This is a genomic window from Solidesulfovibrio fructosivorans JJ] (genome assembly GCF_000179555.1).
Classification (GTDB): domain Bacteria; phylum Desulfobacterota; class Desulfovibrionia; order Desulfovibrionales; family Desulfovibrionaceae; genus Solidesulfovibrio; species Solidesulfovibrio fructosivorans.
The window spans coordinates 139,691-153,473 of record NZ_AECZ01000007.1 but is presented as its reverse complement, the minus strand read 5'-3'; the positions used below and the strand labels follow the sequence as shown (position 1 = coordinate 153,473).

The window sequence follows — 13,783 nt, the reverse complement described above, 5'->3', positions numbered from 1 at the left end:
GCCCATGCCCGAACTGCCCGAGGTGGAAACCATTGCCCGCGCCCTGGCCCCGGGGCTTACGGGCCGCGCCGTCACGGGGCTTGTCGTGCCCGACCCCAAGGTCCTGGCCGGCCCCCGGACCAAGGCGGCCTTTGCCAAAAATCTTGTCGGCCGGCCGATCACGACCGTGGACCGCCGGGCCAAGCTGTTGCTGGTGCGCCTGGGCCCAAGGCCTGAAGTCGCCGGCGACGCGGCCGCCGTGCTCGCTTTTCACCTCAAGATGACCGGACGGTTTCATATCGCTTCGGCGGACGCCCCCGTTCCGGAGCGGGCCCGGCTGCTGGTCGACCTCAATGACGGCCAGGCCCTGGTGTTTTCGGACCTGCGCCGTTTCGGCACGGCCCGGCTGTTCTCGCCCGAGGGACTCGCCGCCTGGGATTTTTACGCCTCTCTCGGTCCCGAGCCCTGGGACATGACGCCAGAGGCCTTCACAACCGCCCTGTCCAGGCGATCCACGCGCATCAAGGCGGTGCTCCTCGACCAGACGGTCATTGCCGGCATCGGCAACATCTACGCCGACGAGTCGCTTCACGCCGCCGGCATCCATCCCGAAACCCGGGCCGGGGACATCTCCCCAAGCCGGGCCGAAAAGCTGCTGGCCGCGATCCAGGCCGTCATCGCCCGGGCCATCGCCGCCGGCGGCAGCACCATCCGCGATTACCGCACGCCCGATGGAGTGGAGGGCGGCTTCCAAAACGAGTTCGCCGTCTACGGCAAGGCCGGCGAGCCTTGCCCGGATTGCGGCACGAAACTCGTCGCGGTCAAGGTCGCCGGGCGCACCTCCACGTTTTGCCCCACCTGCCAAAAATAAGTAAGGGAAGTCATGCCGCAGCATGTCAGACAGATCGCCAAGGACGCCTCCATCGTCGGCGGCGCGACGCTCCTCTCCCGCATCCTGGGTTTTTTCCGCGACATGATCCTGGCCTACGTGCTCGGGGCCGGCGTCTCCGCCGACGCCTTCTACGTGGCCTACCGGCTCCCCAACATGATGCGCCGGCTTTTCGCCGAAGGTTCCATGACCATGGCCTTCGTCCCTGTCTTCACCCGGCTGCGCGAGGAGGTAGGCGACGAGCGGGCCTTTGCCATGCCGCGCGCGGCCATGGTCTGGCTGCTCATCATTCTCGGCGTGCTGACCACGCTCGCCATCCTCTTCGCCAGGCCGCTCACGCATCTCATCACCCCGGGCTTTGCCGATGATCCGGCCCTTTTCGACCTGACGGTGGAGCTTACACGCATCGTCTTCCCCTACATCATCGAGATCTCGGCCGTGGCCTTGTGCATGGGCGTGCTCAATTCCTTCGGCCACTTCCTGGCCCCGGCGCTGGCCACCTCGGAACTCAATACCATCATCATCCTCGGCGCGGGCGTGGCCTGGCTTTTCGGGCTCAACGTGCCGCATACGCTGGCCTGGGCCGTGGTCGTCGGCGGATTCGGCCAGGTGCTCATGCAGCAGCCGCAAATGCGCAAGTACGGCTTTTCCTGGCGCGGCCCCTGGTCGCTCAAGGATAAAGGCGTGATCCGCATGGGCCTGCTCATGCTGCCAACAGCCTTCGGCGCGGCGGTCTACCAACTCAACATCGTGATCGGCACCCTGCTCGCCTCCTATCTCCCCACCGGCAGCATCTCCTACCTCTACTACGCCGACCGGCTGGTGCAGTTTCCCCTGGGCGTTTTCGGCGTGGCCGTGGGCACGGTGGCGCTGCCGAGCCTGTCCAAGCTGGCCTCGAGCGGCCAAACCGGGGAATTCACGGAAACGCTCAACGCCTCGTTGCGGCTGACCCTTTTCATCTGCCTTCCGGCGGCGGCCGGACTCATCGCCCTGGCCGAGCCCATGGTGCACATCCTCTTCGGCCGGGGCGCCTTCGGGCCCCATGCCGTGTCCGCCACAGCGGCGGCGCTCGTGGCCTACGGCGTGGGCCTGCCCGCCTTCGCCTGCGTGCGGCCGCTCTACTCCGCCTACTTCGCCCTGACCGACACCCGCACCCCGGCCATCACCGCCGCCGTATGTCTGGTGGTCTACGTCATCGCCGGCCTGGCCCTCATGGGCCCGACGGCCCATGTCGGACTGGCCCTGGCCACGTCCATCTCGTCCTGGGTCAACGTGGCGGTCCTTGGCGTCATTTTACGCAAGCGCCTGGGCGGCTCCTGGTTTCGGCCCGGACGCACGACCGTCATCGGGGCGCTCTTAAGCTGCGGCGTGGGACTTGGAGCGTACACCACGGCCGGCTGGCCGCTTCTGGCCCTGGCGCTCATCCTCGTCTGGGCCGTGGCCTACATGGGGCTCGCCTCGCTGCTGCGGGTCGAGGAAGCCCGGCTGCTGACGGATTTCGCGCGCCGCCGGCTGCGGCGCAAGATCCGGGCTTAAGCAAGCGCGTTTTCAGGCTCTCAAGGCGATAAGGAGGACCGTACATGGCGCTTTTCACTGTGGAAAACCTGATCGCCTTCCTGACGCTGGCCGCCCTCGAGATCATTCTCGGCATCGACAACATCGTCTTTATCGCCATCATCAGCAACGCGCTGCCCGAAGCCATCCAGACCAAGGCGCGCAAGATCGGCCTGCTTCTGGCCATGGGCACCCGCCTGCTGCTGCTTTTCGGCATCACCTGGATCATGGGGCTCACCGCGCCGCTTTTTTCCGTGCTCGGCCATACGGTCACGGGCCGCGACATCGTGCTTTTGGCGGGCGGGCTTTTCCTCATCGCCAAATCGACCTTCGAGATTCATGAGAAAATCGAACCGGAACCTGACGGGGAACTCCACGTGAAAAGGGTCCGGACGTTCTGGCCCACCGTGACCCAGATCGCCCTGCTGGACATTGTTTTTTCGCTGGATTCGGTCATCACCGCCGTGGGCATGTCCGGGGAAATCGTCGTCATGGCGGCGGCGGTGATCGCGGCGGTCCTGGTCATGATGCGCTTCGCCGATCCGGTCAGCCATTTCGTGGCCCGGCACCCCACGGTGCAGATGCTGGCCCTGTCGTTTCTGATCCTTATCGGCGTATTCCTTGTGGCCGAGGGACTGGGCCGGCCCATAGACCGGGGCTACATCTATTTCGCCATGGCTTTTTCACTGCTGGTGGAGCTGCTCAACATGCGGGCGCGCAAGGCGGAAGCCAAACAAAACCGTCCGTAAGGCGCTTTCGCCTTACGGACGGTTATAAAGAAGATTTCTATGCGGTTAGGCTATGTGGCTAAAAAAACGCTACCAGCCACGGCGTTGTTGCCGACAGGCGTTATATCCAATATTGCAGTTTTGAACGCATGCCGGGACACCGCCACAGACCATCAGGCAATTCTGATAGCTCCTGTTGCACCCCCGCACAGGCGGTGGCGGCGGAGGCGGCTGTCTTCTGTTGCGTACGCACTGCCCATAACGACCGGACCAGTGCGTTCCGGGCGGACATGGTGCGGGGGGAGGCGGTGGCCTCCTATTGCGCACGCATTGCCAATAACGGTTGGACCAGTGCGTTCCGGGCGGGCATTGCGCGAATGCATTCATGTCCCCCAAAACAAAACTGGCGCCAATGAGGATGCACACCACCACGGCCAATCGCATGTTTGACCTCATGGAGCCCTCCTGTCACCGGTAGTAGTTTCAAACGTACTTGCCCTATACGGAAACGGCAAGCGTTTTTCCACGATTCCCGGCTCCGCCGCCTCAATAGCCAGCGAAGGCTCCCGGGCTTGCCTTTTGCCGTATTTGGTTAACAAGATGAACATATCCGCATGCATGCCTCATCTCCCGAACAGCTCCTGGCGTATTTTGCATCGAAGCGGAGACGCGTCAAGAGGCTCCGGATCATGACGCGGGAATCGGCCCGGCAACACTTTCCGCGCGGTCTGGTCCAGCCGCCGAACGGATTTCGCTTCGGCACGGACGCGCTGCTGCTGGCCTGCTTCGCCGCCAGCCTCCCCGGCCGGCGCGTGCTCGACTGCGGCACCGGCTGCGGTCCGGTGGGTCTGGGCATGCTGCTTTCCGGCGAAGACAGCCAACGCCTGGTGCTCGGCCTGGACAAGGCCCCGGAGATGATCGCGGCGGCCAATGCCAACGCCCAGGCCCTAGGTTTTGGCGACCGGTTCGCGGCACGGCTTCTCGACATGCGGGACCTGCGCGACCGGCCGGACATCGTGTCCGCCGAATCCATGGATCTGGTGGTAGCCAATCCGCCGTACCGCCATCCCGATTCGGGCCGCCGGCCCCCTTCCGCGGATCGCGAAACGGCCCGGTTCGAGGTGGACGGCGGCCTGGAGGCATTCGTCGACGCTGCCGCGTACGCCCTGGTCAACGCGGGGCGCTTCGCCTGCGTCCATCTGGCCGAACGGCTGGCCCATGTCGTGAGGAGCCTTGCGGCCCGCAACCTGGAAATCAAACACATTCTCCCCATCTCGCCGCGCCGGGACGCCCCGGCCAAACAGATGCTCGTCCTGGCCCGTAAAAACGGCCGGCCCGGCCTGCGTCTGGACCCGCCCCTGGCCCTCTATGAAGGCGAGGGAGCGGAAACGCGCTTGTCGCGACAGGCCCTGCGTTTCTGTCCCTTTCTGGCCTGCAACGCCTCCCCCGGAACCTTCGCCGCTGCCGCGGAGTAACGGCGGGGGAAAGGGTCCTCCCTCCCTTTCCCGCCGGACACGAATCCGGTTTCCCGCTGTCGCCTCCGGACAACCGCCTATTTCTTCCCTCGGAAAAGTTTCTCCGGTTCGGGGTCGGGGGTATCCTCGCCAAGCACTACCGGCTGTTCGCGCCGCCAGACCAAGCCCGCTTCCGCAAGCCGCACCACCATGCTCTGATTCCGCGAGCCTTCCACGGTCGCGGCGTCGGCAGCCATCTCCAAGGCCGGGAGCGTGGGCGGATCGCTGACGTACACAACCGCTCCGAGCAGCGTCGCGCCGGCAATGCACAGCATGCGTTTCATGGCGAGTCCTCCTTGCGCTTGACCGCCCGGCAGGCGGCGTTATTGCAACACCGCCCTCACCCAGCCAGAATCATGCCAAGCATGACTCATCATATATCATATTTAAATTCAATAAGATAACGGACAACGAGACATCGACGACCTGCCCGTGCCAACGTTCTTGACGGAGCGGATCGACACTCTGCCCATATTTCGGCAACTCGACGATGCGATGGAGCGTGTGTTCGGAAAAAAGAGCGCGGGGGGGGAACCCTTTGGCAAGACAAGGGGTTCCCCAGGCTCTTTAAAAGACTTCGGCTTCGAACCAGAAAATCTGGGTGGCCGGGTCTTTCCAGCAGCCGGGTTCCATACCGGCCTTGCTGCAAGTCTGGCACAGAAACGTCTCCCGGTCCCAGCCCCATTCAACCGGCACCTGGGGCAAAAGCAGCCCCGAACGTCCGCCCCGGCGCATAAGCAGCCCATGGCGGCCCACTTCCACCAGATTCGGGTCCGGGCAAGGCGTCAGGGGGCTTAGGACCGATATCTCCACGGTGACGGCCTCGAATTCCTCAGGGGAAAGCGGCGGGAAACGCGGGTCCTCGAAGGCCGCCGCCTCGGCCATGTCGGCGATGGTCGTAAAAAGCGGACGGTCGCCGATGATATGGCCGATACAGCCCCGAAGCCGGCCGCGCAAATTGAGCGTGACGAACGCGCCGTAAGCTTCACGCAGCTTGTCCGTCGGCGGCTGCGGCACCGCGGCGGCCTTGCCGGCCAGCCGCGCGGCGATACGCAGCTTGACGCAATTCTTGAGGTAATCCTTCTCTTCCCCGGTCAAGGCGAAATGAAACGCGTCCATGGCTTTCCTCCTCCGGCAACGGCTTGTCTGTCCGTTCCCTTGTGCGCCCTGTCGCCGAAAGGGGCAAGAAGGACCATCGCATGCCTAAAGACAACATTCCCCGAGCAGGGCGTAAAATTCCCCGGCCGCGGCCTGCATGAGAAAATGGCAATCCGTGGGAAACGGGCGCAGGCGGATGTCGTGCTGTTGCAAAAAAGTCAGGGTCTCCGGCGCAAGATCCCGGCCGTAGGCATAGGTGACAGGCAGTTGCAGCCCGGCCAGGGCCGCTCCGGCGGCATGGCTCCATTTCCCGGGCAGGGATTTGGCTTCCCGGCGCACGGCCAGCACGGTGCCGGCAAAGGCCTCCCGGCGGCAGAAGCGTAGTGAGGCATAGTAATGCCGGCAAAAGGGAAACCGGCCGAGGTAATCGCGAAAAATCACCTGCTCCCGAAACGTGTCGTACCATTCGTCGAAACGGCCGGAGAGCCTCGCCGCCTCGGCATGGGCGGTGACGAACGAGCCGAAACGCGTGACCGAGGCCTCGGCCAGGATCAGGTGGGCCACCTCGCCCGGCGCGGCATCGCGACAGTAGTAGATGGCCGGAATGCCGCCCACGGAATGCCCGACCAGAAACAGCGGGCTCGGACGCAGGCCGTATTGGGACGTGAGGTGCCTGAGCACGGCCCGGACCCGGCCCGTAGCGGCCTCCATGGAATAGTCCCTGGCGGCGGGGCTGGCCCCGTGGCCGGCCATGTCCGGGACAATGAGGCTGGCCCCGGCCAAATAGCGCGTTTCGAAGGCTTCCTCGAAAGCCAAATGGGAGTCGCCAAGGCCGTGCAGACAGACCACGGCCGGAGCCCGGCCGACAATGATCCGAACCCGGGCGTAAACCGGGGCGTCGTCCGTCGGCGCGAGGACCTCGCGTATCCCCATGTCGCCGCGTTGCTCCGAGGCAAAGAATTTTCCCATAACCTTGACCATCCCCCTCCAGCACATGTAATCCTAGCGGGAATCTTGAAGTCACGCCAGTCGTCCCCGTGGCGATCCTGGCTGGTGGCTACAACACTGCGACAGGCGGACGGAACCTTATGAAATTCACCATTGCGGCCCGATTGGGGCTCGGCTTCGGACTTGTGCTTGCGGCCATGACCACCGGAACGCTGGTCATGACCCTGTCCATGAGCGCCGTGAAGGAACGCGCGGCCAACATCCGCACCGAAAGCCTTCCCCTGGCCGACGAAGCGGCCAAAATGCAGTTTATGGCCGTGAACGTGCAACAGCTCCTCACCGATGTTTCGGCGACCGGCAGCGAGGACGGCTTCGCGGAGGCCAAGGAGTCGGCGGACATATTTCGAAACGGCGTGGCCAAATTCAAGGAAGCGGCGCGCCAAAAAAACGATGCGGCCCTGCGTACGGAAATCGAGGCCATCGCCAAGGACTTCGAGGCAATGAACGATGTCGGCATCCGCATGGCCAAGGCCTATATCAGCCAGGGCCGCGAGGCCGGCAACGCGCTGATGGAGGACTTCGACGCGCGCACGGAGGCTTTGGCCAAGCGCATCAATCCGCTCAAGGAACGGCAGTTCAAAATGGCCGATGACCAGGTTTCCGCCGTGGTCGCCTCCCTGGGCACGGACCTGACCCTGCAATACGCCCTGCTCGCCCTGTCGCTTGGCATCGGCGTGGTCACGGCCTGGCTGGTTTCCCGAAGCATCGGGAGACAGCTCGGAGCCGAGCCCGAGGAAGTGGCCGCCCTGGCACGGGAAGTGGCTGCCGGACACTTCGACAACGTCCAAGCCGCCTGCGCCAGAAACGGCGACAACTGCGGGGTCATGTCGGCCATGGCCGAAATGGCTAAAAAACTGCGCGCCTCATTCGAGGAGGTCGCGGCCGGCAAAGCCGCGGCCGAAGACAAAAGCGCCGAAGCCGAGCGCAGCCGGCTCGCGGCCGAGAAAGCCATGGGGCAGGCCGAAACGGCGCGCCTCGCCGGCATGGCCGAAGCGGCCGAACGCTTGGAAGACCTGGCCGATGTCGTGGCCCGGGCCGGCAACGCCCTGACCGACCGCGTCGCCCAGGTTTCGGGCGGGACCCAGCGCCAGTACGACCGTACCACCGAGACGGCCACGGCCATGGAAGAACTCAACGCCACCGTGCTCGCCGTGGCCCAAAACGCCGAACGGGCCTCGGAGAGCGCCCAGGCCGCCCGGGAAGGGGCGACACAAGGGCTGAGCGCCACCGAGGAGGTCTCCAGCTCCATCGCACGGGTCCGGGAGCTTTCCCTCGGACTCAAGGCCAGCCTCGACGGACTGGGCGAGCGGGCCAAGGGCATCACCGCCATCATGAGCGTCATTTCCGACATCGCCGACCAGACCAACCTGCTGGCCTTAAACGCCGCCATCGAGGCGGCAAGGGCCGGCGACGCCGGACGCGGCTTCGCGGTCGTGGCCGACGAGGTGCGAAAGCTGGCCGAAAAGACCATGCAGGCAACCGGCGAGGTGGCCGCCGTGGTCACGGCCATAAACGACGGCGTTCGGGAAAACGTGTCCGGAATGGACACGGCCGTGGAGGCTGTGGCCGCCACCACGGAACTTGCCGAAAAATCCGGGGCCGCCCTGCGCCATATCGTGGACATGACGGAGTCCACCACCGAAGAGATCCGCCAGATCGCCGAAGCCTCGCAGCAGCAATCCGCCGCCTCGGACGAGATCAACCGGGCCCTGGCCGACATCAGCCTCGTATCCGAGGAGACCGCCCAGGGCATGGACGACGCCCGGGAGGAACTAGACCGGCTGTCTCAATCGGCGGCCCAGCTCGCCGCGCTGATCGACGGACTACGGCGCGAAGATTCCGCCGCCCTCCCGAGCGTATAATCCTTTTGAAAGGAGAACTGGGGGAAACCTTTCTGAAGAAAGGTTATCCCCCAGACCCCCTTCCAAAGACTTTCAACGGTTACAGAGCGTTACCATGAGAGCGCCTGTCAACGTGAAAAATTTTTAGGAGGGGAGAGCGCGAGAGGGGGACCCTTTTTTCAAAAAGGGTCCCCCTCTCGCATCTTCCTCACCTCTCAAAAGCTCAACGAACGCCGCGTTCGTTGAAGAACGAACTGTACTTCTGGTCGGTGCCCTTGATGTGGCCGACGAGCCAGTTTTTCAGGAAGTCCATGACCTCGTTGGTCAGCGCCACCTTGTTGGCCCGGAAGTCATTGCCGAAGGCGATAACCTTATCCACGAACTTCTCGTGCTCCTTGCGGTGGTTGAGGTAGCCCGGGTACTTGTACTGCTCCATGAGCTTTTCCTCGAAACCGAAATGCTCCACCGCGTATTCCTCGAGTTCGCGCAGGATGCTTTCCACCTGCCCCTTGCCCTTTCCGGCGCGCATGGCCTCGTGCAGGTCGCAGATCATCCGCACCAGCTTCTGGTGCTGGCTGTCGATTTCCTGGATGCCGACGGCCAGAGATTGGTCCCAGATGAGGATGGCGTCGCTGGCGGATTTGGACGGCGCGGCATGGGCGGGAGCGGGATGCGTGGACGCGGCTTTAGGCGCGGGTTTGGCCGGCGCATGGGGAAGGGCCTTGGCCGCGACCGGACGCCGGGGAGCGGGCAACGACTTGGCGGCGGGACGGCTCGACGGCAGGGACGGCATCTTGGCCCTCGCGGCCACGGCGCGCGGCGCCACGGTCTTTCTCGGGCGGGACGCCGTCGTATCGCCGGTCATGCGGCGAATGACGTCGTCGAGTTCGCCGGACAGGGCGGAAAGCGCGGAAAGCGCGGCGGTGGCGGTTTCCATGCCGTCGGCGGTTTCACCCGCGATGCGGTTGACCTCTTCCACGGCCCGGTTGATCTCTTCGGAGGTCGCGGACTGCTCCTCCGAGGCCGTGGCGATGGAGGCGACTTGCGCGGCGGTGGCGTCGACGATGCCCACGATCTCGTCCATGAAACGACCCGAGGCGGCGGCGGCGTTCGTGCTCTCCTCGATGCCCTGGGCGGCTGTTTCCACGGCGCTGATGTTCTCGCGGGCCTGGCCCTGGATGGAGGCCACGGCCTCGCCCACTTCCTTGGTGGCGGTCATGGTCTTTTCGGCCAGCTTTCGCACCTCGTCGGCCACGACCGCGAAGCCGCGCCCGGCGTCGCCGGCCCTTGCCGCTTCGATGGCGGCGTTTAAGGCCAGCAGGTTGGTCTGGTCGGCGATGTCGGAAATGACGTTCATGATATGCCCGATGCTGTCGGCCTGCTGGCCAAGGCGGGTCATGGATTCCTTGAGCTCCAGGATGCGTTGGCGGATGGTTTCGATGGAATCGACGGCGGAGCGCACGCCCTCGGCCCCGGTGAGCGCCTTGCCCTTGGCCTCGTCGGCGCTGGCGGCGGCGGCGGAGGCGTTGCGGGCCACCTCGAGCACGGTGGCGTTCATCTCCTCCATGGCCGTGGCCGTCTCGATCATGCGGTCACGCTGGTGCTGGGCGCCGCCGGCCACGTGGTGGGCTTGTTCGAGCAGGCTCGCCGATTCGTCCATGACGGATTCGGATACGGTCACGGCCTTGGCCGCGGCCTCGTTCATGCGGGAAAGCAGCTCGTTGGTTTGGGCTTCCTGTTCCCGGGTGGTGGCCAGGGCGGTCTCGGCCTCGGCGGCATGGCGTTCGGCCTGGAGGCCTTTCTCCCGGGCCTCGGTCATGTTGGCTTCAAGGGCGGCCACCATGCGGGAGAGGGATTCACGCAATTCGGCCAATTCCGATGGATAATTCCCGGCGGCGCGGGCCTTGAGGTCGCCACGGGCCACGGCGGCGGCATATTCCCGCAACCTTGTCAGCGGCGCGCTCAGGTTGCGGCCCAAAAGCATCAGCACGGTCACGAAGACCACCGCGCCAAGAGCCATGCCGCTGGCCTGGATGGTCATCAGGGTTGTGACGTTGCCCTCGGTTTCGGCTTCCAGCTGGTCCACGGCCTTGTCCTGGGCCGTCACCACATTTTCCGCCGCGGCCGCCAGCCTGTCGGCCGTGGCGCTGTCCGGCCTGGACAGCATGGTTTCCACTTCCGTCACGAAGGGCTTGAAATGCGTTGCTGTAGCCATGAGCAGGGCGGCCGTTTCCTGATCGGCCGTGGGGATATGGAAACCCTTGCCGTCGTTGTAGTCGCCGCCGGCAATGAGCAGCTTCTGAATGTCGGCGAAGGTGACGAGGCGCTTGCGCACAGCGGCGGCCAGGGAGGCATCGGCGCGCCCGGATTTGGCGTTATGGGCGTAGGTCAGGGCGTCCTTGGCGATTTTCTGGACCTGCATGCGCTGCCGGCCGGCCAGGCTGATGACCAGACCGTCCGCCTTTTGGGAAGCGGTCAGGCTCCAGGTCGCGGCGAACATCACGCAGCTCAAAAGGAACATGATAGCGAGGGAGCAGAGAACTTGCAGACGAATACTCATGGAAGGGCTCCTTGGACCCGGGCGCGCGGTGAAATCTTGCAAAACCGCCCGGCCCCCGCCCTTCCAGCATGAGGCCCGGGCGAAAGTCAATGGACATTTTGGTTATCGGAAAAGTGCGGTTGCGGCCGAAAGCAAGCTCTCGAGCTCCGCATCGCGAAGGGACAGGCGGCGGCGCAGCAGACCGATCTCGTCGCCGGGATCAAAAAGCGGGTAATCGCTGCCGAAAAGAATACGTTCGCGGGGGTGGCCATCAAAGATGCGATGCAGGGTGTCGTCGTCGATAAAGGACAGGGAACTCGAGGTATCGATGTAGACGTCCTTGCCGAGGAGATGCTCCAGAACGTACTGCCAGTGGAGATACCCTCCCAGGTGGGCGGCGATGACCGTAAGCCCCGGAAAATCGCGAACAATGGCCGCCACTTTGTCCGGGGAGGAGTTGTTCTCATCGGGCGGCAGGTTGTCGCCCACGTGGAGCATGACCATGAAACGACCGGAAAGAGCCTCGAAAATCGGCCACAGCCGATGATCGTCCAGGCGGAAGCCCTGGAAATCGGCGTGAAACTTGATGCCCTTGATGCCGTTTCGCTCAAGCCTGTCCAGTTCGCGCTCGAAGTCCGGGTAGTCCGGGTGCAGGGTGCCGAAGGAAAGCACCTCTGGGTTCTCCCGGTGGATGCGGATGGCCCAGTTGTTGGCCGGGACGACCTGGGCCGCGGCCGTGGCCGCGTTGTGGACCACCACCTTTTCCAGACCGGCTTTTTTGGCCCGGGCGATCAGGTCGTCAATCTGCCCCGTGCCGACGGGTTTGATGCCGTAGTGGTCCTCGAGCTGGGCCAGAACCTTGTCCGATATCTTGGGATGATAGGCGTGCGTGTGGATGTCGATGAACATGATGATGCCGCAACAAAGGGAGAAAAAGGGGTTAGACGGAAAAAAGCCCGCGCAGCCACCCCGGAACGGCCATGGGCCGCCCCTCGGGCGTGGTGCAGGCGTGCAGAGTCTCGCCGGCGGCCAGGAGAATCGAGGCGTCCGGCGGACCGAAAACCTGGTAGACGAAGGTGACCGAGGCCCGGCCCCAGGCGGCGATGGCGGTGCGCACCGTGACCACGTCGTCGTAATGGGCCGGACGCAGGTAGCGAACGGCAAGATCGCGCACGGGCAGCCATACCCCGCGCGTCTCGACCTCGCCGTAGCTCATGCCGCGCTCCTTGATGAAATGCCCCCTGCCCCGCTCGAACCAATGGGGATAATGCCCGTAATAGGCATAACCCATCCGGTCCGTTTCCCCGTAGGAGACGGTCAGCTCCAGCCGGGAGTCGGGGGAGGGAAAATCCTCGGGTTTTACGATGGGGGCCATGATGTGTTTATTGTTTCCCGTTCGCCCAGCCGACAGCCGTCGGCAAAAGGGTATGCCCCGGGGCGACGGCAAGGCCGGTGGCGGCCGCCTCGCGTTCGGAAAAAGCGGCCGCGCCGGAAGGGGTTACGCCTTGCTTAAAGAAAAGGAAAGGCACGGGATCGGCGCTGTGCGTGCGAATGACAATGGGGGTGGGATGGTCGCAGGCGATCAGAAACGCGACGTCGTTTCCCAAGGCCTCGCGCATGGGGGCCACGATGCGGGCGTCGAAGCGGGCCACGGCCTCGGTCTTGGAGGCCGCATCCCCGGCGTGGCCGCACTCGTCCGGCGCCTCGACGTGCACGAACACGAAATCGCCGATTTTAAGAAAATCCAGCGCCGCCGCCACCTTGCCTTCGTAATTGGTGTCGAGGAGTCCCGTGGCCCCGGGCACGTCCAAAACAGCCATGCCGGCGGCCCGGCCAAGGCCCTTGACCAGATCCACGGCCGAAACCACGGCCCCGCGCAACCCGAACGTCCCGGCGAAATCGGGAAGCGCAAGCGCCCTGCCCTGCCCCCACGGCCACACGGCATTGGCCTTGCTGGCATTTTCCGCCCCGGCCAGGACCTTGCCGGCGCATTGCACGAAATGCCACAAGTCCGGTGCCCGGCGCAGCTCCGCCAAGTCGGGGGCGATGCCCTGGTCCGTGATGTCATGGGGCGGACGCACCGCGACCCGCGCCTCCGCACGCCCCGCCGCGCCCTTGGCCACGAGCAGATGGCGATACTGCACGCCCGGATGGACCACGTAGTCCGACGGACAACATTCCCGGCCAATGGCCTCCACCAGCTTGGTCGAGACTTCCGTGGCGATATGGCCGGCGGAATAGTCGCGCATGAGGCCCGTATCGGAGAGCTCGCTGACCGTCACGGTGTTGAGCCGAAAGACCACGTCGTCAGCCCCGAGCGACAAGCCCATGGCCGCCGCCTCGATGGGCCCGCGCCCGGTGTGGTAAGCGGCCGGGTCGAAGCCCAGCAAGGCCATGTTGGCCACATCCGACCCCGGAGCCATGCCCTCCGGCACCGTGCGGCAAAGCCCCACCATGCCCTCTCTGGCCATGGCGTCCATGACGGGCGTTGCCGCCGCCTCCATGGGCGTCCTGCCGCCCAGTGCCTCGAGCGGCAGATCACCCATGCCGTCAGCGATAAGGAAAACGAGTTTGGACAAAGCATGCCTCCGGCGGCCGGGGAGAAACGTTTTGCAAAAAGCTTCTCTTTGGCC

General features: G+C 64.7%; 12 protein-coding genes. 5 read left to right on the top strand and 7 right to left on the bottom strand.

The window, feature by feature from the left end; translation table 11 throughout:
* Window positions 1–4: 4 nt before the first annotated feature.
* The 4 genes from mutM (at window position 5) to DESFRDRAFT_RS07045 (ending at window position 4,625) form a co-directional block, all read left to right on the top strand.
* Window positions 5–850 (top strand): bifunctional DNA-formamidopyrimidine glycosylase/DNA-(apurinic or apyrimidinic site) lyase, encoded by an 846-nt coding sequence (gene mutM, locus DESFRDRAFT_RS07060; protein WP_005992514.1) that lies wholly within the window; start codon window positions 5–7, stop codon window positions 848–850.
* A gap of 12 nt (window positions 851–862) precedes the next feature.
* Window positions 863–2,404, top strand: coding sequence for a murein biosynthesis integral membrane protein MurJ (murJ, locus tag DESFRDRAFT_RS07055; RefSeq protein ID WP_005992513.1), 1,542 nt, complete (start codon window positions 863–865; stop codon window positions 2,402–2,404).
* Between the two features lie 44 nt (window positions 2,405–2,448).
* Window positions 2,449–3,171, top strand: coding sequence for a TerC family protein (locus tag DESFRDRAFT_RS07050; RefSeq protein WP_005992512.1), 723 nt, complete (start codon window positions 2,449–2,451; stop codon window positions 3,169–3,171).
* A gap of 668 nt (window positions 3,172–3,839) precedes the next feature.
* A complete protein-coding gene (locus DESFRDRAFT_RS07045; protein ID WP_005992511.1) occupies window positions 3,840–4,625 on the top strand; it encodes a tRNA1(Val) (adenine(37)-N6)-methyltransferase in 786 nt (261 codons plus the stop codon).
* Window positions 4,626–4,702: 77 nt separating this feature from the next.
* On the opposite strand, the gene DESFRDRAFT_RS07040 is transcribed toward DESFRDRAFT_RS07045, so the two are convergent.
* The 3 genes from DESFRDRAFT_RS07040 to DESFRDRAFT_RS07030 all read right to left on the bottom strand — a co-directional run bounded on the left by DESFRDRAFT_RS07040 (window position 4,703) and on the right by DESFRDRAFT_RS07030 (window position 6,731).
* Window positions 4,703–4,948, bottom strand: a complete 246-nt coding sequence (locus tag DESFRDRAFT_RS07040) for a hypothetical protein (protein ID WP_005992510.1) — start codon at window positions 4,946–4,948, stop codon at window positions 4,703–4,705.
* A gap of 283 nt (window positions 4,949–5,231) precedes the next feature.
* On the bottom strand, window positions 5,232–5,783 hold the full coding sequence (gene amrA / locus DESFRDRAFT_RS07035) for an AmmeMemoRadiSam system protein A (protein ID WP_005992508.1): 552 nt from the start codon (window positions 5,781–5,783) through the stop codon (window positions 5,232–5,234).
* Between the two features lie 84 nt (window positions 5,784–5,867).
* Window positions 5,868–6,731 (bottom strand): alpha/beta fold hydrolase, encoded by an 864-nt coding sequence (locus DESFRDRAFT_RS07030; RefSeq protein ID WP_043794139.1) that lies wholly within the window; start codon window positions 6,729–6,731, stop codon window positions 5,868–5,870.
* Window positions 6,732–6,850: 119 nt separating this feature from the next.
* Between DESFRDRAFT_RS07030 and DESFRDRAFT_RS07025 the strand changes: the two genes are divergently transcribed.
* A complete protein-coding gene (locus tag DESFRDRAFT_RS07025; protein ID WP_005992503.1) occupies window positions 6,851–8,632 on the top strand; it encodes a methyl-accepting chemotaxis protein in 1,782 nt (593 codons plus the stop codon).
* Between the two features lie 202 nt (window positions 8,633–8,834).
* Here DESFRDRAFT_RS07025 and DESFRDRAFT_RS07020 read toward each other — a convergent pair whose 3' ends face one another.
* From DESFRDRAFT_RS07020 to DESFRDRAFT_RS07005, 4 genes are all read right to left on the bottom strand, one after another.
* Entirely contained in the window at window positions 8,835–11,171 is a 2,337-nt protein-coding gene (locus DESFRDRAFT_RS07020) for a bacteriohemerythrin (RefSeq protein WP_005992501.1), read from the bottom strand.
* A 102-nt stretch (window positions 11,172–11,273) separates the two neighbouring features.
* A complete protein-coding gene (locus DESFRDRAFT_RS07015) occupies window positions 11,274–12,059 on the bottom strand; it encodes an amidohydrolase family protein (RefSeq protein WP_005992499.1) in 786 nt (261 codons plus the stop codon).
* A 31-nt stretch (window positions 12,060–12,090) separates the two neighbouring features.
* Entirely contained in the window at window positions 12,091–12,525 is a 435-nt protein-coding gene (locus tag DESFRDRAFT_RS07010) for an acyl-CoA thioesterase (RefSeq protein WP_005992496.1), read from the bottom strand.
* Between the two features lie 7 nt (window positions 12,526–12,532).
* Complete coding sequence (locus DESFRDRAFT_RS07005; RefSeq protein ID WP_005992494.1) at window positions 12,533–13,729, bottom strand: cofactor-independent phosphoglycerate mutase; 1,197 nt, start codon at window positions 13,727–13,729, stop codon at window positions 12,533–12,535.
* Window positions 13,730–13,783: the final 54 nt, after the last annotated feature.